Origin of the sequence: Paenibacillus taichungensis (assembly GCF_003287275.1) — a bacterium.
In the GTDB taxonomy this organism is placed as follows: Bacteria; Bacillota; Bacilli; order Paenibacillales; family Paenibacillaceae; genus Paenibacillus; species Paenibacillus taichungensis_A.
Genome location: NZ_QEVW01000001.1, coordinates 146,287 through 165,496, shown reverse-complemented (window position 1 = coordinate 165,496; position 19,210 = coordinate 146,287). Strand labels below are relative to the sequence as shown.

Here is a 19,210-nt window from a genome sequence, read left to right as displayed (position 1 = left end):
ATAAAGTTCGACTCCTGCTGGTTTCAGTCCTGTTTATTGATCCACGGATGGATGATTTCTTTGCGGGTGATGATCTCAATGGTCCTGATAAAAAACCAGGTGAAGCCGGCATAAAAACCGATATGCGGATATCGGAATGCTGCCGGTTTGTTGCCTTCGAAATAGAAGTGCCCAATCCAGGAAAGGGCGTAATGGATAAGTGCCAGAACCAGCATGACTTTAAAATTAATAAACAAGAAAATCCAAGCCGCAAACGCCGATAAAAATGCGAAATAATGCAAGATGAGGTTGTTCCGATCCTGATGTTCCTGAAGATAATAACGCAAATCTTTGCGAACACGATTCAACATCCGGTCACACTCATTTCACCCTAAAATGTGATCATGGCTCCTTTTTCATCAAATACGGCGGTTGGATTCCAAGTGACTTCCCAGCAGTTATTCTCCGGGTCCAGGAAATAAGCGATTCTCCCGCCCCAGGCAGCGTCATATGGCTCTCTGATTACATTGCCTCCGGCAGCGCGGATATTCACAATGGTATCGTCAACGTCTTCCGCTTGATCCACATTGATGGCCAGCAGCGTTCCTTTCAACCCATCAGATGCACTGAATATCATCCCAGTATCTTTCTCCAGCTCCTGAATGGGATATAACGATAGCAATACACCTGTTGTTTCAAAAACACTGTATTGATCTGAACTGATTGCGTTCTCACTCCACCCAAGCTTCTGATAGAACGAACGCAGCTCAGGCAGATGCATTGCACCAATGGTGACCAGACTCACTCGTTGTGGAACCATAAATTATTCCTCCCATATCTTTTTAACATGAATTCGGAATGTGGATGAGTTCTCCCGTTCCTGCCACACCTTGTACGAAGGACGACCTTGATAGCGGGGATTGAGGCCGTTCGTCACGTGCTTTCGTCCGGGAATCGCTCGAATTCTTTGACCATCTGATAGCCTGGATCGGATTGCAAAGCGTTCATATGCAGAAAGTGGGTGTGCCCGAGAAGCGCGCAGTCCGTCAGATAATCCATGAGAATCGAAGCCGAATAGACGCAGTTGCTTCCCCGCATCAGTCTTTCATGGCGAAGGTACCTTTTCATTTAACATCCCCTATATTAAACGACGAACAGACGGATGACAAAATTATGGTTGACGGCGGCAGATCAGCTTCTATATTATGTAGGAAGAACGTACTGCATAAAAACATAAAATGAATTGGCGTGTTACCATTCCAGAGGGCATGAGCCAAGAAGCGAACATGAGACTATACTCGCTTCTTGGCTCTTTTTGCCGTTTCCGGGACCTGGAAGCGCTAACTTTAGAGACGAGGAGGCGGTGAACCGTGAGTAAAGGAATGCTGCTGCAGGTGGAGCGGGTCGTCGGCAGCAATATTGTCCTGGCCCGGTCGCACCAGAGTACCAAGGAGTACGTGCTAATCGGCAAAGGCTTGGGATTTGCGTTCAAAGGGGAAAGCACCATTCAGGCCGATGATCCGCGGATTGAGAAAAGGTTCCGGCTGGAGGACCGGGAGGAGTGGGGGCAGGCGCAGGAGCTGATGAAGGACTTGGACCCCAATGTCATCGAAATCTCTGACCAGATTATCCGTCTCATCGCTGATCAGTTTCCCGGCAAGCTGAATGACAAGATCTACCTTGCTCTTCCAAGTCATATTCAGTTCACCTTATATCGGCTCCGCAACGGCATGGAGATTCTGAATCCTTTCCTTACGGAGACAAAGCTCAGTTTTCCGAAAGAATTCAAAATCGCTTCGGAAGCGGCGGCCATGATCGGGGAGGCCTTTGCTGTAGAGGTTCCGGAGGATGAGGCGGGGTTCCTGACATACCATGTGTACTCCTCCGTAAATCACGTCCCTGTCGGACAGCTGGTTAAGGTATCCAATGTAATCAGGAAGCTTCAGTCCATTATTGAAGAGCAGGGTGGCATTCGCTTTGGGCAGGGCAGCCTTGGCCAGGCAAGACTCCTGATACACCTGCGCTTTTCCATGGAACGCCTGTATCAGGAGCCGATAACGTCCCCCACCTTCGCACAATATGTGCAAAATGGTTATCCATCCGAATACCAGCTGGCCAGAAAGCTAAGTGCTGTCATGGCCGAAGATTTGGGTACAGAGGTACCCGAGGAAGAAACGGCTTTTCTCGCCATGCATTTATACCGGCTTTTTCAAACCCATGCCAAAACCAACAACAGAGAGGACAACACACAATGATCTGGAAATGGAAAAACAACAAATCTGCTAAAAATTCTGAGACAATATCCATCGTCTCCCCGCTCACCGGAACCTGCGTCAGTTTGGAAGAAGTGCCTGACGAAGCGTTCGCACAAGGACTAATGGGGCCAGGAGTTGCAGTGATTCCCCAGGAGGGTAGGCTGGTCGCCCCTATCAACGGCACTGTGGTGCACCTGATTAAATCGCATCATGCCGTCATGATTGAGCATGCTTCCGGGCTGCAGCTGCTGCTGCATATCGGTATGAATACTGTCAGTCTGAAAGGACAGGGCTTCACCCCCCAAGTGCAGATCGGGGATCAGGTCGCTGTCGGTCAGACCCTGATCGAATTTGACCTGAATGCTATCGCTTCGGCTGGTTATCCGGTCATCACCCCTGTCATCGTTGCGAATGCGTCAGAACAGCCGTGGGAGTCACACCCGACGTATGGCAACGTAGAAGCAGGCTTGGGAACTATCATGAAAGTCAGCTTGCCCAAATAACATGAATCTAAAAAAGAAAGGAAGAACAATATGCTGAAAGCATTGCAAAAGCTAGGGAAATCCCTGATGCTTCCTGTAGCAACCCTGCCTGCAGCAGGTATTCTTCAAGGCTTGGGTCTTCTTAATTATGAAAAGGACATTCCGCTTGGACCCGTGATAGGGGGATTTCTCAATCAGTATGTAGTTCCATTCATGAATGAGGGAGCGGGGGCGATCTTTGGCAACCTTGCGCTCATCTTCGCCATCGGGGTGGCTATCGGACTGGCGGGGGATGCGGTCGCCGCTCTTTCCGCCCTGATCGCTTATATGGTGCTGATCCGAATTCTGGGAGCCGTCCCAGGTGTATTCGGTTATATTCCTGACGATGTCAAGCTGGATACGGGCGTTTTGGGCGGGATATTTGCCGGACTGCTTGCAGCCTATATGTATAATAAATACCACAATATCAAGCTTCCTGACTGGCTCGGCTTCTTCTCCGGCAAACGCTTTGTGCCGATGGTCACAGCCGGCTCCATGCTGGTGTTGGCCATCCTGATCGGCATGATCTGGAGCCCGATTCAGGATGCCATCGGCGCTTTCGGCGCCTGGATTGTAGGCTTTGGCGGCTTTGGCTCCATGGTGTTCATGATCGCCAACCGCCTGCTCATCCCGCTCGGTCTGCATCATGTCCTCAACTCCATCGCCTGGTTCCAGATCGGGGATTATACCAATGCAGCCGGGGAAGTCGTGCACGGGGACCTAACCCGCTTCTTCAACGGAGACCCTACGGCAGGCATGTTCATGTCTGGATTCTTCCCGATTATGATGTTCGCTCTTCCGGCGGCGGCGCTTGCCTTGATTCATACAGCCAGACCTGAAAAGCGCAAAATGGTCGCTTCCATCTTTATCGGCGCAGCGGTGGCTTCGTTCTTAACGGGTATTACCGAACCGCTCGAGTTCTCCTTCATGTTCGCAGCGCCTCTGCTGTATGTGATGCACGCTATTCTTACCGGTGCAGCGGCCCTGATCATGTATCTGCTGAATGTTAAGCTTGGTTTCGCCTTCTCGGCAGGTCTGATTGATTACCTCGTGAACATGAAGCTATCGACCAATCCACTGCTCATGATTCCAGTCGGACTCGCATTTGCAGTCGTCTATTATTTCCTGTTCCGGTTCATGATTCTCAAGTTCAACCTGAAAACGCCGGGTCGCGAGGATGACGCTTATGATACCGATGTGGCCACTAATGCTTCCGCCGTGGCAGCGGCGTCTGCCGACACCAAGGCTGGCAAAGTGCTCGCCCAGATCGGTGGAACAGATAATATCGAGAGCATCGATGCCTGCATCACTCGCCTCCGACTTGTTGTTAGGGACGACAAAGCCGTCAACGACCAGGCGCTCAAACAGCTTGGCGCTTCCGGCATCATGAGGCTTGGTGGCGGAGCTGTGCAGGTCATCTTCGGCACCCAGTCCGAAATTCTGAAGGATGAGATTAAGAAACTGATGTAATGCTCGTCCTCCTTTGAGTTTAAAAGGTCGAGAACAGGGGTATGCTTTACCCTGTTCTCGACCTTTTTTATTACCAAGAAGCGCATGATATTCTTTTGAGTGGCCGTGTCTTCTTTTGGTCTATGAGTTTTAATATACAAAGTTAATATACAAATCTGCGCTGCGCCCAATAGCTGAACACAAAGATCGACACCTCTGTTAACAGCTTGGCTGCAATCAGTGGGATAATCAGTTTTTCATTGTAGAAGTACAACAATCCGTAATTTAATAGCAGCACCAGAATGACCAATGAGAAGTATTTTGGTAAAGATTGACGGACCCTGGTCGTTTTCCCGGCTGAAAATACATACTTCCGATTGATCGTATAGTTGAAGATGGAGCTGCAAAGTCTCGCTGCAACGACCGATAGGAACAGATTATGCGTGAAGTACTGGATCACGAACAGTAAGCCAAAATCGATCAAGGCCGATAACACCGAAGACGTACTGAACATCAGAATTGGCATATAAATACGGAATGAATCTATCAATGGGCGAAAATGAGAGGATTTGTTATGATCCAGATAGACCGTATCTATAAACTCCTCTGTGATCTCATACCCTTCTTTATGCGCTGTTAGCAGCATGTTCATCTCGTATTCAAATCGTTCTCCAGGGATCTGGCACAGCCAGTCCAGCATCGAGAATGGAAAACCTCGCAGGCCTGTCTGGGTATCATATACTTTCGTACCTGTCGTGAGAGAAAAGACGCCTCGTGTGACCGTGTTGCCAAAACGACTGCGCGCTGGAATGGTTCCACTGAACCGACGGCTTCCCAGTACAATCCCCGGGGTCATTTGCTCCAATAGTACATCAAAGATGCGTTTGATATCATGCGGCAGATGCTGTCCGTCACTGTCTGCGCATACAATACCGCCCTGTGGGCCATGTTCCTTGATATGTTGGAATCCTGTCTTGAGCGCACGTCCCTTGCCCAGATTGACCGTATGTGTCAGGACTGTACACCCATATGCTTCTGCCGTCTCGAAAATCCCCCTGTAACCTGAACCGCTGCCATCATCTACAATGACAATGGGTCCTAACTGAAACGTCTGCAACTGTAACACGAGATTTAATAAACGAACATCCGGTTCGTATGATGGAATTAATATGGTCATGATCATTGTCCCTCTTTCAGATAAAGGATGTCACTTACGCCGCGTTCCTGGTTTCTCCCCAGCGGATTATTAACAACCCGACCCATGAAATACATTGTGGATGAACCGCCGCCGTCCAGATTGTAGGCTTCCGTTGCTCCAAGACCTTTCATGACATCAGCGAGTTCTGCGAGCGTCATGCCACGGCTGTCATCCTGCCGGCCGTCCACTACAACGAATACATAGTGATTCGGGGCGATCATGCCGATTGCTGTTCTCGGATTGGCATCCTGGATCGACCGGTTACCAAAGTTGTTATCGATTTTCACACTGCTGAAGTCACTTACAATCTCACCGTCCTGAATCAGGATTGGTCCAAAAGATAACGTATTTGTCGCGCCTTCCGCCAGCAGTTCCGATGAGGATTCTTCCGTCTCGTTATAAGTCTTCATCGTGCCATCACTGAACAATGCCATCGCATCACGCACCGGATCATCCCGATATACCGTACCATTGCGGATAATTACGCCATCATCGCGGAAGCCGTAGTAGTCACCATTGATCGCAAAGATGGCATTGTTGGCCGCTGCAATCTCTGAAGTGTTTTCGGTAATATTCGTGCCAAAGCTGTTATCTGCCAGAGCCGAGCGCAGGCTGCTCGCATCTGTCAGCTGTACATCTGCGACGTAATACGTAATCTGATCTGAACCTGAGCCCGTCTGAACCTTGTCGATCTTGACCTGCATATCATCGCTGGAATAGTTCCAGTCATCTGACGTTGCATTCACTTCAGTCGTCGGGGTTGAAGTATCCTTGGAGGTGCTGGTTGCTGATGTATTATCATCCGCTACTACAACCTGTACATGCCGGATTAAGTAGCGATCTGCCAGGCTGTATATCACGGTACCAAGGCCCAGAACAATAACAAGGGTAATCATCAGCCATTTGCGCCTTGGTTTTGCATTTTTATATGGGTCGTTCTCGTTGGTTTTTGGATAGATCTTCATCATGTGAAGTTCACCTCTTCATCTAAGTTCTTAAGGCTCATCATAGGCGGGCTAGCTTAAATGAATCTGAAACAGGCTGAACGCAAAGAAAGAAGGTCATCCTTTCCCCCATGAGGAGATAAGACAACCTTCCATATAAGTGATAATGATGGATCTCAATCCAAATATGTACCCCAAATAGGGACAAGTACGATGCTAAACAACTTTTTTATACATGTGACTGTTCACTTGCAAAAAGAGCATCGTATGCAGGGCAGGGCTGCTTTTCTAGATAATCCGTTAACGCTTGAGGCTGCTTGGTATAAATATCCTTCAAAGACGTGCCCTCGTAGATATTACCGATCACGACTGGGTGGCATAACTCACAGATGAGAATATCCCCATTGCCGTGCAAATGCAGCTGTTTGGTCCCATCCACACAATTGGAGAAATACACACCCGGTTGTTCTCGTAACCCCAATTGCTCCGCGAAACGATCCATACAGGTAAAATATAATGTCGTATCTTCTTTCTTGTGATTGATCAGATCATTTACGGACTGGATGAGGGACTCCTTGGAGGCAATCTTGCTCCATTTACTGTGTGGCATCACGATGCTGTTCTGAATCTCATGGATGCGCACACCCAGTTCATAGACTTTATCGCTAATAGCTTGCATGTTCGCTTGGGTTCCTTCGAATAACAGCGTTTCAAGCACAGTTTCCAGCCCCGCTTCAGTACAAAGACGAATGTTATGCTCCAATCGCTCATACATGCGCGGATGTACACGGTAATAGTCTGCATAAGCCTCCCGGTCTGTATAGTTAAAAGATATATGAATATTGGACAAGCCTGCATCCCGCAAAGCATGAATTCGTTCTTCCGTTAGCAGGCTGGCATTGGTATTTAATTGCGTGTCGATGCCATGTTCCCCACAATACGTAACAATTTCCAGGCAATCCTGATATTTCAGAGTCACCTCTCCCCCTGACAAACGCACCCGCTTGATCCGCGGAAGCTCACTAATGATCCGAATCACCTCCTGACCGCTAATGCATTGCCCATCGTCTCGATTGTAGGCGCAGCAATAGTCGCATTTGTAATTGCAATTGGAGGTCACGCCGACCTCCAGTCCTTCCAGTTCATATACGCCGGGTGTTTCAAGCTCAAGTGATTTATATCTGTTTTTCGCTGTCAATTCGATGTACCTCCCGATTCCTTATCCATGTTTTTTCAACTTGGAGATTATAGCGGATCTCGGTAGATGCACGATATGACATTATGTACGTTGGGGGAGTTTTAAAATTTATACTTGTAATACAGCTCTCAATGATTCAACTGCTTTTCCCATCAATAAGGGTTCTGTTATCCATCTTCGCGGATGCGAATAACGGCCCTTATCGTCAATAGCACATACACGGCGCTCTTTAATATACTCAGACCAATTCATCACCCGTCTCATCTTCTCTTCAAACACTTTATCTACAAATCCCATAATTACAAAGCGAGACTTGTTGCATTCTTCCAAAAATGATTTCTGAGAGTGAGTTATAGGATCTTCAAGTAATGTGAGTGCTTCGTTGGAAATAGCTTGTTTGGCTCGATAATGATAGATCTCTGCTTTTGAACCAAGTGGTTGACGAATATTGGAAAGATTATAGATACGCAGAATACCACTTGGCTCAGAATGACCTTCAAAACTTAATTTGATTAGCTTAATTATATTTCTCATTGTCAAGTCTGCGTAATCATTAACTTCAAAAGTATTGCCTTCACTAGTACCATTTTTATAAGAAATCCATTCTGCTGTCTTCTTCAATTCAAAACTTCCGGGATTTGTCATGATTACCATACCCATTTGTTCAGTAGATTCTCCGAAATGTATTGAAGTATTATGTCTTAATAGTAAGGCCTCATTATCATGGTACACTCTAAACATAGACGCTGTAACACGTTCTGGATATTTTCTCATCATATACCCTCACCTCACTTAAAAAGTTGAAGTTGTGTTTGAATCAAAATCTTCTCTGGTCATCGCATACATTTTCAAATCCTGCATTTCGTTTTTAATTTTCATATAATTCCGTAAAACTCCTTCGAATTTCATGCCTGTCTTTTCCATGACCTTTGCGGAACCGATGTTACCCACCAGACATTTAGCCTGAATGCGTTCCAATCCGATGTCTTCAAATCCAAATTGAATGATTCGGCTAACCACTTCCGTCATGATTCCTTGGCCCCAATACTCGTTGGATAACACATAACCCAATTCCACCCTCATACTGTTACTGTCACACCCCAAATAATTGCAGCTGCCAATCAACTTCTTTGTTTGTTTATCCTCGATTCCCCATGGCCCCAGCTTATCCAGCTCATATCGACTCATGACAAAATCAATAAAGCCTTTCGTATCGTCCTTGCTCTGATGAGCATCCCAGGTCGTGTACTCCGATACAGCAGGAACCGCGCAATAACGGTACATCTCATCCAGATCACCATAGGTAATGGGCCTAAGCAGCGTTCGTTCAGTTTCCAATACCGGAAATGGGTCAAAATAACTTTCAATGGACTTCATATGTATGCCTCCCCGGCTTATTCAAATTAGGATAACAACAGTTATTGATAAGAAATCACACTATCCAGTTATTCTGTTTTGTTCTGGCTTTTCGCTTCTTGATCTACAGTTTCGTAACTCACAAAACGCTTGAGACTTTCTTTGGTTTTGGAGCTGGTTGCTTCATATTCCGCCCATACTAAATAGAATAGGCCCAGGATTAAAGCAGCTATACTCCAACTTTGCGGAGCGGTTCCAACATATTTCAGCATCTTCTGAAACAATTCCGAACTCCACGAAGCCACACCAGAACCAAAAATGGCAGCACTCAAATATCGAACACTGTACAGAAATGCCGCTATGACCAGCAGCAGTGTCCCTGTAGTTCTACGACTCACACATATTCCCCCTTAATAAAATCACGGCCATAACCTCTGGTGCTTCCATTGCCCTTGATGCAAAATATATTGAATTCGCATATGCTTTCGCTCCGAGTCTCCCTGCCAGAACTCAACTTCCTTTGCATTCACGGCGTACAGTCTCCAATTCGGTGTAATGACATCAGGATCTCGGCTGATCCGCTCTTTCTGAGCGGCAATGGCGCGTTCCAATTCTTCCTCGCTCTCCAGCTCCTGACTCTGTCGTCCTGTCATCGCAACTGCGCGTGCCCCTGCCGATCTTTTCCGAAAATCCGCTGTACCTGCTTCCTCGCCCATATCCACGGCTTCTCCCCTTATGCGGATCTGTCTGCCCAATGCAGGCCAGTAAAAGGTCAGTGCCACATGCGGATTGTTCCCCAGTTGCTGTCCTTTTCGACTCTCCGAGCCAGATGCAAAATAAAAAACTTCGTCAACTACGTCTTTCAAAATCAATACTCGTGCATCTGGAAAACCATTCGAATCCACTGTCGAAATTGTCATCGCATGAGGTTCTTTCACCCCATAATCAATGGCTAGTCTCAGCCATTCCAGAAAAAGATTTCCTGGTCGAACCGGTAACTGTTCGGTATCCCAAGTCGGAAAGGGTCCAGACAAGGACTTCACACCACGCAGCAAATCACTCGGTTTATCACTCATATCGGCAATCCCCTTAGACTTCCATTTCATTCCATTGTAGCGTAGTAGGCCATTTTCTCAACTATTTGTTTTGAAATGATTGATATGTTCAATCTATTTTCACTGATAAAAGAAGGATATATTAAACAAAAGAGCAAATAAGATACATTAGGTTTTTTTCATTTCGAAAGGAGTGATGTGGTATGAAGAATAACCATGTTGCACTGGTTTTTAGGAAGGATACGAAGTAACCACAGAGGATTAATTCCTCTGTGAAGTAAAATTTGGGAGGAATTTTGTATGGTAGTTGTATTAAAGCCAGTGTCTAATGAAAATTGGTATGAATGTACCCAGCTTAAAGTTAAGCCAGAACAGCTTAATATCTTTCCTGCACCTGTCGTTTATTGGATTGCAACCTTTTCTAACCTAGATGACTCATCATATTCATGCTGCTAAACTTCCAACCATTTAGTCCTTTTTCAACCGTATGAACACTGGTATTTCCTATAGAATAAAACTCCGATGTATTGGTCCAATCCTGGTTTCCTAAGAGATAATAAAGGATGTTGATTACTCCGCCGAGCGTGACCAGTAGAGCATTCGATTCTATCTTCTGCTCCTCTATACCTCTGCATAAATCCCGAAAGGATGTACATATTCTGTAATAAAAATTCCGAGGACTCTCTCCTCCTGGAAACGGGGTATCCATGCCAAGAGTGTTAAAATAAACTCCTGCATATTTCACTTCTGCTTCCTTATTTGGCATTCCAGCCAAATCTCCGTTGTTCATTTCTCTCCAGTCCTTCAGATAAAGCCCCTTTATGTACAGTCTTTTTCAAGCTCTTTGGCAGTCTGGACTGCACGCGGTAGATCACTGCTAATCACCGTGTTTATCTTATAGTTTTCTGAATGATGGTACAGGTAATCTCCGAGTCTCTCCGATTGAGTAACACCTTCTTCAATGAGCCCTCGTTGACTCCAGCCACCTCTGTAGCCTTCCTCATCCATCCCGTGTCTTACTAAGAAAATCTTCAAGATATCCCTCCTCTATTTGAATCCTCTTTTAACAAACCCCGGCCTTAGATCTTACATCTTAGGTCGGGGCTTATGTTTTCATCTGACAAACGTATTGTGAACTCGAACTGATTTTATAAAATAAGGAATCCATATGGCACAGGTGAGTATCGTCCTACCTGGTTACTCTTTAAAAGATAACCCCTCTTCTTCAAGTGCTTGTCGAAGTTTTGGCATTGCAGAAGGCCCGATCCCGTGCAGCTTCAAAATCTCTTTTCCGGTGTATTGCGAGAGTAGCTGCAACGACGTAATTCCCTGATTCTCCAGCGCACGTCTGGCGGGTGCTGACAGCAATGAAAGAAATCCTTCTTTCGGTTTCCGTTCCTTCTCACAAACCGGACAAGTTGGACAATCGCTACTTTTGTAATAGGAATGCCCTTGTTCGCATGTTCTTAGTGTTCCTTTAGTGTTTGCCATGCAGTTCACACCTTTCCGTTCTACTATTCAAATGAAAATCAAAATCAAACAATCTTAATTGACAATTTCCACTTTTAAATTCCCCTGGTACTATTTTACTATAATAATTTCTATCTCCGACCATTTAACTCCTCCTTTATAACTAAATTGTATTTTTATGTATATTTAAGAAGGTATATTTCATTTTTTGTAGAATATATACTTTTATACTAAATTATATATTGGTATAAATATCAAAATCGGATGGTGAGTATACAAAATGAGAAAAAAACTATCAATCTTCAGCTCGTCTTTATTATTAGGTTCATCCCTATTGTTACCTGCTTCAGTTTTTGCAGATACTGTAGATACAACTAGTACCAATGTTTTGCCTAGCAATGTGGACAACAATCAAAGTAATGTACAAGCAGCAGCATTTGTTAGCCACTGGATAGATATCGTGACTGCTGATGTAGCTGATGCTGGTACAGATTCGATTATATGGATCAAGGTTATTGGAGAAAATGGAACTTCAGGTGAAATTTTGCTCGCAAATACTAGCTCTAACCCATTCGAACGCGGTCAAACTGATCAATTTAACTTTAGATGCGAAGATGTCGGAAAAGTCAAAGCCATTGCTTTAAGAACAGATGGTAGTGGATGGAAAGCGGGTTGGAAAGTTAGCTCAATTACCTTTGATGGTAAAGCATATAATGTACCCTCAGGTTTCTTTGGAGAAACTGGTCCCGAAAGCACGGTTCTATACCCTAAATAATTTATTTAAAGTAAAAAGCTTATATCGAAAAATTTCGATATAAGCTTTTACTTCACAATAATGTTATCGATTTTTTTTAGGTTTTTTATTCCTGAATGGCACCTAAATACATACACCTCACTTCTTTATCTAAATGCATTGACTCTCCCCCCCGCCATGGAAGTAATTTACAAAAAAAATTAGAATAACTTACACACGGCTCTGTACAAAAAACATTTAAACTTCTTCAAATGTTCGTTAAAATCTTACGCATCAGGTGGCTCCTCTGGCAGATTATTCGTTTGTTAAAAAAGCTGAATCCAAACTCCTCACTAACTTGTTATTCCTTACTAATCCTTGTTACTTCAATTTATAAAAATACGGTCCGCATCTGGATTCATGGGTATGTACATACGTCCACGTGAATTCTTGGTCAAAAATATAAATGTCCTGTGCCGAATCAAAATCTTCTGCGATGACCTTATTCGCATTCTGAAATACCTGTATGAATGGTGTATGTTGATACATGACATACAATTCGTTTTTATTTTCGGCATTGAAAGCATCTCGTGCAGCATTGTCTGTTAGGCAATCCTGTTTCTCATAACTGAACATATGCCACTTGTACTGGCTATAATAGATAGCCTCTTTTACCTCTTCACTGATGCTCTTGGCAAATGTGTTATCCCATTTCTGTATAATTTCTTCGGATTCCTCGCACAATTCAGTCACAAGGACCCCCTTGTCCTCCAAATTTTTGTTATACATATATTTGCGGTGCACTAGCTCGATTCGCGAGTAAATCACGTTCAGTTCATGCTCCGGTAGAGCATCCAACAACTCATTAATTTCATCTCTAATCATCATAACCTCCGAAGTTTATTGGATTTAAGATTTAAGATTTAAGATTTAAGATTTAGAATAAACTAGTATTCCAGCTACTTACCGTTTGCTTCTTCTCGAAGCAAATAGGCCAATCGGTACATTTCTGCAATGTCATATCTATTCTGTTCTTCAAATCTCCTGATCGCTTCACCAATCTCCACAACCTCTACAGCAATTACCTGTTCCCCATCCACCGGATTCAGCGGTTGGCCAACGAGTTCAACCTCTCCATAGCCAATAAGTCTTACAAAATGAGGATGAGGAATATGTGGTCTATACGGCTTAGGCGCACTCGACATGCAATGAAATTGCCCAAACACCTGATACGTGACCAACTTGGCTCCGAGCTCCTCCATCACTTCACGTTGCAATCCATCCATATACTTCTCTCCTGCCTCCAACGTTCCTCCGGGCAGCTCCCATTTTCCGTTATCGATCTGAAAAACAACCACTCGTTTCCCGACAAACGGGATGATACTCACATTGCTTACCAACGTTTCATCCACGATGGCATTCAGTCTAAACTCCGCTTTAACAATTCCCCAATGAATCGATGTGCTAAGCGCCGGGAACTGTTCCCGATCCAAAGTCTTCATTTTTCTATCCGATCCTCTCTATGTAAAATAAATCTTCCATTATAAGTTCTATCTCTCATTATAGATCAAAAAAGAAAAAAGAAGGCCACTTTTCCCATCGGGAATCCATGGACCTTCTAATGTTATTTCAGTTGAACTAAAGAATGTTTACACGATCCACTCTGAGCGCTAATGGTGTACCAATTTCCCGTTTTCCAAAAAGAGAACCCGATCACATAGCGGCAAAATCCGCTCATCATGCGTAACCATCACCGCACTCTTGCCCTGCTCCTTCACGAGCCGTGCAATCATGCCCACAATATCCAGTCCGCGTTCCGCATCCAGACTGGCTGTCGGTTCGTCCGCAAGCAGGACGGCTGGATCATTCATCAAAGCTCTGGCAATGGCAACCCGCTGGCGTTCTCCGCCGGAAAGCTTCTCGGCATATGCCTTACGACGATGCGATAAACCTACCGTATCCAGTAGCTCATCGACCCGCTTCTCAGCCTTGTTTTTGTCCGTTCCAGCAAGCTTGGCGACCACCATTAGCTGTTCTTCCACTTTCAGGTACGGAATGAGGTTGGCACTTTGAAAAATAAACCCGAGCTGCTGGAGCCGCACATCGGATATGTCCTGTTTGTTTTTGCCCATAATCGATGCGCCATCCAGCAGAACCTGTCCCTCTGTTGGTTCAAGCAGTGCACCTGCGATGGACAGAAATGTACTTTTGCCTGAGCCGGAAGGTCCCATGACCGCGACGAGTTCTCCTTCGGCCACCTTAAGATCCAACTTATCCAATATCGTCCGTTTGACCCCGCCATCTTCAAAAGACTGTGTAATTCCCTGCAATACCAATCGGTTTCTCATGCTGCTGTCCTCCCAATCGCATCAAGCGCATCAATTTTGGTAACCTTCCACACCGAGAATAACGAACCTGCCATAGACATCACCACGAATAACACGCAGGTTAGTGCCAGGGTGGACAAGCCTAATTGAAACGGCATCGAAGCTGGCAAGATCGATTCAAACAGCTGAACCAACAGCACACTGATCACCAGACTGCCGATGGACAGAAGCAATACTTGCAACGAAACACTGCCCGCCAAATATGAATTTCGCGTCCCAATGGCTTTCAAAATACCAAATTGACTCGTTTTCTGAATCGTGATGACGTAGAAGAATACCGCAAGCACAAACGCCGAGATGACAAATAAAAAGGCAATCATCATGAGCAGCGAACCCTGCTCTTCCTTGTAACCAGGAATAGCCGATACCGCATCGGACTTCGTAATTACTTCCGTATTCGGCAGAGCGGCACTAAGGCTATCTACCTTCTCGCCTGCATCCTTAACGGCAATCGCATTGTATACCGGAGCATTAGAGTTTGCTTTTCCTAGCGAAGTACGGGAACCTTCCTGAATAGCGAGCCATTCCTGCTCGTTCAAGAACACAACTGGTGAGTGACTGAAGGACTCATTTTCCACAAATCCACCCACGGTCCACTCCGTTCCCGAGGCTTGATCGACCAGAACCGTTCCAATCGTCACGCCAGATTCAGACAGCTTTTGATCCACTACAACCTGCCCGTCTTTCAGATCCGTGATTGGAGAGCCATCCGTTACGGTTGGAGCCAGCCAACCTTCCGGGTTCACCATGAATAGCGTTACATCAATCTTCTTTATATCGCCAGCTGAACTGACTGTTGTCATTTTTACACCCAGCGGTTCAGCATTCTCTTGCCCCACAACGGAGCGTGTCTGCTCCAGCTCGTCCTGATTCACCTGGGAGCGGGTAAACCGATGATTCGAATCCTGCTCCAGAACAAAATGGGTTGCTGCCATATTTTTGATGGATGCCGCGTTATCATACGCAAGCCCCTGTGCCAGGCCTGTAACAAACAAAACCAGAAATGATACAAGCACCATAATTGTAGCAATTAATGCATACCGCCCTTTGGCAAATCTCATCTCTCTAATAGCCAAGTACATATTCTCTGACCTCCTCTTGATAACCCAAGTATAGGAGGCGAAAATGAACGGCAAATGAATAACAGATTACAACTGCGGAAGCGTCACGGTAAAGACCGTTCCTTCTGACGAACTGGAGACCTCAATCGTACCGTCATGAATGCGGATAATTTTCTGCACAATGGCAAGTCCAAGTCCAGTTCGGCCGGAAGAGCGCTCTCTCGCACGGTCAACCCGGTAGAATCGATCAAACAGGAAAGGTAAATGCTCCGCTGCAATCCCGTCTCCTGTATCCCGAATATGGATTACACACTGGGCATTGGTCTCTTCTGCACGAATCTCAATGCTTCTCCCCTGTGGAAGATGATTCACGGCATTCCCCAGCAGATTCATCCAGACTTGCATGAGCAGCACTTCATTGCCATAAAGTTGGATGGATTTGGGTACCGAGATCCTTAGTAACAGTTCTTTTTCTTCCAACTGCCATTGAAGCACCTGAACCGCTTGGCGGAATTGATCTCGCAGAGAGAATCTCACTTTGGTCAAATCCTCATGGCCTTGCTCAAGGGAGGACAACAGCAGTAATTGTTTACTGAGCAACGAGAGATGGCGACTCTCTTCCTCTATAATGGAGGCATAGTGCTCCCGTTCCTGTTCAGGCAGATCCCGATCCGCTACCAGTTGGGCAAAACCCTGAATCGAGGTCAGCGGCGATTGAATCTCATGAGATACGTTCGATACAAACTGTTGACGCGCCTGATCCACCCGCTCCAATTCACGACTCATGGTCATGAAATGCTGGGCCAGCTGTCCAATCTCATCACGCCTAGTCGTGGACAATTTCAAATTATAGTTTCCTTGGGCAATGCGTTTGGTCGCCTCGGACAGACGTTCAATCGGATTCACCAGATAGCGGGTACTGATTATAAAGAGCAGAATACTAATGCCCACCGTAAACGCTCCAATCAACGCAAAAAAGATACGCAACTCACCGAATTGCAAAATAACATCCGGGCGCATAAACAACGCATAACTTGCATTGCCCATCTGTAGATGAACACCAACGGTATTGCTTAATTGATTATCGAAGAAACCGGTAATGAAAGGTTTGCTGGGAAACTCGGCAACGCCGTGGTATATCTCACCACCTAATACCCGATCTACAGCCTGCTTGTCCAGATCCTTCTGGCGAAATTCACGGCCATAGAATTGGTCATTCCCTTTTCCATCCGTCACATAAATTTCGTAACCGAGCGCTGCGGCATTGTTCAGGTAATGCTCTACCGTCGCGGGCTCCTGTTCCACAAACTGCTTCATTTGCGTCGCGATGCCCACCAACTTCTCGTCATTGAAAGACTTCAGCTTCGCATGATAATAAATATTGGATAAAAGAAAACCCAGCATGGCGCTGACCAGAATCACCGCGATCGTAATCATGAACACCCGAAAGTACAGTGATCTCAATGCGCTTTCACCTCAATCTTATAACCAATCCCCCGTACCGTCTGAATGACAAAGTCATCCGCATAATCGGCAAAACGATCACGCAGCCGCTTAATATGTACATCCACGGTGCGATCATCTCCTTCATAGTCCGCTCCCCAGACTAACCGAATCAGTTCATCACGCGAGAATAAGCGCCCCGGAAACTGAGCAAGTTGAGAGAGTAGCTCGAACTCCTTCATTGGTAAAAAGAGAATCGATTGCCCATCGGAGACCTCGACATTGTTCCGGTCAATCACGATGCGATTCATGCGAATGATATCACTGGACGTACGATGGTAACGGCGAAATAACGCCTTAACCCGGTAGACCAGTTCCTCGGGTTCAAATGGCTTCGTCACATATTCATCTGTACCTCTCAAGTACCCATCCCTCTTGTCGGATAGCTGATCCCGTGCTGTCAGCAGCATGATTGGAATGTCGTACTGTTGCCGAATGAAATCACATAACTCCAGTCCGTCCATACCTGGCATCATCACATCCAGAATCGCCAGATCGATCGGCGTTGCTTGCATAACCTTGACCGCTTCCACTCCATCCTGTGCTTCATGCACCCGATACCCTTCCTTGGTCATGACATGCCGGAGGAGTGCTCTAATATTGGCATCGTCGTCCGCCAGAAGCAGATTCTTCATATCGTTGTCCGCCCCTTTTCTGTAAGCTGAAATAATATAGCTCCGCGATATTGATCCTGCACAGATGTTAGCACAAAAGCACCGTAAATCGCCAGCGTACATGCAATGAGGTCCCGCGTCCATGTTTATATTTTCTCCAATCTGGTTGACACTATTATTAGGCGCACCTATAATAAAACCATAACATATGAATAACCGCTCATATATTCATGTATTAGCACTTTATCATTTTCGAAGATCACTTGTAGTCACAAAAGAAATCAATTACATACCGGAGCACGGCTCCAAAGGAGAGGATCTCATATGTCCGGACATCATCACAACCACGACCATGGACACAATCATGGTAGTACCAATAACAAGAAAGTACTGTTATTTTCCTTCATTATTATTACCGTTTATATGATTGTTGAAGCCGTTGGCGGATTCATGACGAACAGCTTGGCCCTCATCTCCGATGCAGGTCATATGTTGTCTGATTCCATAGCTTTGGGGATTGCCTTGCTGGCGTTCACCTTTGGCGAAAAAGCGGTGAATACAGGCAAAACGTACGGGTACAGACGCTTTGAGATTTTGGCAGCCACGTTAAATGGGGTCACCTTAATCGCCATCTCTCTTTACATCTTCTACGAAGCGATTGGTCGCTTCATCAACCCACCAGAAGTCGCAACAGTCGGTATGTTGATCATCAGTATCATCGGCTTGCTCATTAATATCCTGGTGGCATGGATCATGATGCGCGGTAGTGATACGGAGAAAAATCTGAATATGCGCGGGGCTTATCTCCATGTCATCAGTGATATGCTGGGATCCGTTGGCGCCATTGCTGCCGCTCTGCTCATGATGTTCTTCGGATGGGGCTGGGCCGATCCACTCGCAAGTGTCATAGTTGCTGTACTGGTCCTGCGCAGCGGATTCTTCGTCACCAAATCATCCTTGCATATCTTGATGGAGGGTACACCAGCGAATGTCGATGTGAATGACCTTGTTCAAACCATTCAGAAAGTAGATGGTGTCAAAGGCGTACACGACGTACATGTCTGGTCCATCACCAGCAACCTGAATGCATTGACCGCTCATATTGTGGTAGACGGAACGATGGATGTATACGCATCAGAAGTGCTTGTTCAGAAGATTGAGCATCTGTTGGAGCATAAAGAAATCAAGCATGTGACCTTGCAGGTCGAGTCTGAGAAGCATCTTCACGACACCTCGGTATTATGTACCGTCAAAGGCGACGCACCGGATGCTCATGCGCATCATCATCATTGAGATTAATAGTTGTTAATGGAAACAGGACTTATTCCCGTTAGAGGAATAGTCCTGTTTTTCATTTGCACGTAACTTTAATTCCTTTCGGGTGTTATGTAATACAAGATGGCATTATCAAATTAATTTGTTGTACACTATGATTTATTTAATATAACGAGGAGGTTAAATCTACCATGGGAAACTTCCAAAAGTTC

At 45.6% G+C, this 19,210-nt stretch carries 24 protein-coding genes and 1 pseudogene; 5 read left to right on the top strand and 20 right to left on the bottom strand.

Translation table 11 applies throughout. The features are described from left to right. Nucleotides 1-23: 23 nt before the first annotated feature. The 3 genes and pseudogenes from DC345_RS00865 to DC345_RS32400 all read right to left on the bottom strand — a co-directional run. Nucleotides 24-350, bottom strand: a complete 327-nt coding sequence (locus DC345_RS00865; RefSeq protein WP_063564077.1) for a DUF962 domain-containing protein — start codon at nt 348-350, stop codon at nt 24-26. A 20-nt stretch (nt 351-370) separates the two neighbouring features. Beyond that, complete coding sequence (locus tag DC345_RS00860; RefSeq protein WP_064639720.1) at nt 371-799, bottom strand: VOC family protein; 429 nt, start codon at nt 797-799, stop codon at nt 371-373. 116 nt (nt 800-915) lie between these two features. Then, nucleotides 916-1,071 (bottom strand): annotated as a pseudogene (locus tag DC345_RS32400) (IS1380 family transposase); the annotation flags it as partial. A 278-nt stretch (nt 1,072-1,349) separates the two neighbouring features. On the opposite strand from DC345_RS32400, the gene DC345_RS00850 reads away from it, so the two are divergent. The 3 genes from DC345_RS00850 to DC345_RS00840 are packed head-to-tail and all read left to right on the top strand — an operon-like array spanning nt 1,350 to nt 4,225. Further along, nucleotides 1,350-2,234 (top strand): BglG family transcription antiterminator, encoded by an 885-nt coding sequence (locus tag DC345_RS00850; protein ID WP_231952627.1) that lies wholly within the window; start codon nt 1,350-1,352, stop codon nt 2,232-2,234. Next, nucleotides 2,231-2,737 carry a PTS sugar transporter subunit IIA gene (locus tag DC345_RS00845; protein ID WP_113051498.1) on the top strand — a complete coding sequence of 169 codons (507 nt, stop codon included), beginning with the start codon at nt 2,231-2,233 and terminating at the stop codon, nt 2,735-2,737. Before DC345_RS00850 ends, DC345_RS00845 begins: the two co-directional genes overlap by 4 nt. 30 nt (nt 2,738-2,767) lie before the next feature. After that, on the top strand, nt 2,768-4,225 hold the full coding sequence (locus DC345_RS00840) for a PTS transporter subunit EIIC (RefSeq protein WP_113051497.1): 1,458 nt from the start codon (nt 2,768-2,770) through the stop codon (nt 4,223-4,225). A gap of 142 nt (nt 4,226-4,367) precedes the next feature. Here the strand turns inward: DC345_RS00840 and DC345_RS00835 are convergent, their stop codons facing one another. The 11 genes from DC345_RS00835 to DC345_RS00785 form a co-directional block, all read right to left on the bottom strand. Continuing rightward, a complete protein-coding gene (locus DC345_RS00835; protein WP_113051496.1) occupies nt 4,368-5,381 on the bottom strand; it encodes a bifunctional glycosyltransferase family 2/GtrA family protein in 1,014 nt (337 codons plus the stop codon). A 2-nt stretch (nt 5,382-5,383) separates the two neighbouring features. Further along, entirely contained in the window at nt 5,384-6,370 is a 987-nt protein-coding gene (locus DC345_RS00830; protein ID WP_113051495.1) for a phosphodiester glycosidase family protein, read from the bottom strand. A 205-nt stretch (nt 6,371-6,575) separates the two neighbouring features. Next, on the bottom strand, nt 6,576-7,544 hold the full coding sequence (locus DC345_RS00825; RefSeq protein ID WP_113051494.1) for a radical SAM protein: 969 nt from the start codon (nt 7,542-7,544) through the stop codon (nt 6,576-6,578). A 108-nt stretch (nt 7,545-7,652) separates the two neighbouring features. Further along, a complete protein-coding gene (locus tag DC345_RS00820) occupies nt 7,653-8,318 on the bottom strand; it encodes a hypothetical protein (protein WP_146752088.1) in 666 nt (221 codons plus the stop codon). A gap of 18 nt (nt 8,319-8,336) precedes the next feature. Continuing rightward, on the bottom strand, nt 8,337-8,921 hold the full coding sequence (locus tag DC345_RS00815; protein ID WP_113051492.1) for a GNAT family N-acetyltransferase: 585 nt from the start codon (nt 8,919-8,921) through the stop codon (nt 8,337-8,339). A 68-nt stretch (nt 8,922-8,989) separates the two neighbouring features. After that, on the bottom strand, nt 8,990-9,298 hold the full coding sequence (locus DC345_RS00810) for a hypothetical protein (protein WP_181586431.1): 309 nt from the start codon (nt 9,296-9,298) through the stop codon (nt 8,990-8,992). A 21-nt stretch (nt 9,299-9,319) separates the two neighbouring features. Beyond that, a complete protein-coding gene (locus DC345_RS00805) occupies nt 9,320-10,006 on the bottom strand; it encodes a pyridoxine/pyridoxamine 5'-phosphate oxidase (protein WP_258530419.1) in 687 nt (228 codons plus the stop codon). Nucleotides 10,007-10,376: 370 nt separating this feature from the next. Further along, the gene (locus DC345_RS32040) at nt 10,377-10,745 is read right to left on the bottom strand and encodes a histidine phosphatase family protein (RefSeq protein ID WP_258530418.1); all 369 of its coding nucleotides are present in this window, start codon (nt 10,743-10,745) and stop codon (nt 10,377-10,379) included. Nucleotides 10,746-10,774: 29 nt separating this feature from the next. Next, nucleotides 10,775-10,990: a phosphoglycerate mutase family protein gene (locus tag DC345_RS32035; protein WP_258530417.1), complete on the bottom strand. Its 216-nt coding sequence runs from the start codon at nt 10,988-10,990 to the stop codon at nt 10,775-10,777. Nucleotides 10,991-11,068: 78 nt separating this feature from the next. Further along, a complete protein-coding gene (locus tag DC345_RS32395) occupies nt 11,069-11,140 on the bottom strand; it encodes a DUF2569 family protein (RefSeq protein ID WP_113051723.1) in 72 nt (23 codons plus the stop codon). A 12-nt stretch (nt 11,141-11,152) separates the two neighbouring features. Then, the gene (locus DC345_RS00785; RefSeq protein WP_113051490.1) at nt 11,153-11,446 is read right to left on the bottom strand and encodes an RNA polymerase alpha subunit C-terminal domain-containing protein; all 294 of its coding nucleotides are present in this window, start codon (nt 11,444-11,446) and stop codon (nt 11,153-11,155) included. A gap of 259 nt (nt 11,447-11,705) precedes the next feature. On the opposite strand from DC345_RS00785, the gene DC345_RS00780 reads away from it, so the two are divergent. After that, complete coding sequence (locus DC345_RS00780; protein WP_113051489.1) at nt 11,706-12,200, top strand: PLAT/LH2 domain-containing protein; 495 nt, start codon at nt 11,706-11,708, stop codon at nt 12,198-12,200. Between the two features lie 339 nt (nt 12,201-12,539). On the opposite strand, the gene DC345_RS00775 is transcribed toward DC345_RS00780, so the two are convergent. The 6 genes from DC345_RS00775 to DC345_RS00750 all read right to left on the bottom strand — a co-directional run bounded on the left by DC345_RS00775 (nt 12,540) and on the right by DC345_RS00750 (nt 17,744). Continuing rightward, nucleotides 12,540-13,043, bottom strand: a complete 504-nt coding sequence (locus DC345_RS00775) for a DUF4275 family protein (protein WP_113051488.1) — start codon at nt 13,041-13,043, stop codon at nt 12,540-12,542. A 74-nt stretch (nt 13,044-13,117) separates the two neighbouring features. After that, entirely contained in the window at nt 13,118-13,660 is a 543-nt protein-coding gene (locus tag DC345_RS00770) for an NUDIX hydrolase (RefSeq protein ID WP_113051487.1), read from the bottom strand. Between the two features lie 168 nt (nt 13,661-13,828). Continuing rightward, nucleotides 13,829-14,506, bottom strand: a complete 678-nt coding sequence (locus DC345_RS00765) for an ABC transporter ATP-binding protein (protein ID WP_113051486.1) — start codon at nt 14,504-14,506, stop codon at nt 13,829-13,831. Then, on the bottom strand, nt 14,503-15,627 hold the full coding sequence (locus tag DC345_RS00760; RefSeq protein WP_113051485.1) for an ABC transporter permease: 1,125 nt from the start codon (nt 15,625-15,627) through the stop codon (nt 14,503-14,505). Before DC345_RS00760 ends, DC345_RS00765 begins: the two co-directional genes overlap by 4 nt. 66 nt (nt 15,628-15,693) lie before the next feature. Beyond that, nucleotides 15,694-17,070, bottom strand: a complete 1,377-nt coding sequence (locus tag DC345_RS00755) for a sensor histidine kinase (protein ID WP_113051484.1) — start codon at nt 17,068-17,070, stop codon at nt 15,694-15,696. Then, entirely contained in the window at nt 17,067-17,744 is a 678-nt protein-coding gene (locus DC345_RS00750; protein WP_113051483.1) for a response regulator transcription factor, read from the bottom strand. Before DC345_RS00750 ends, DC345_RS00755 begins: the two co-directional genes overlap by 4 nt. Nucleotides 17,745-18,047: 303 nt before the next feature. Between DC345_RS00750 and DC345_RS00745 the strand changes: the two genes are divergently transcribed. Continuing rightward, complete coding sequence (locus DC345_RS00745) at nt 18,048-19,016, top strand: cation diffusion facilitator family transporter (RefSeq protein WP_113051482.1); 969 nt, start codon at nt 18,048-18,050, stop codon at nt 19,014-19,016. The last annotated feature ends 194 nt before the right edge of the window (nt 19,017-19,210 follow it).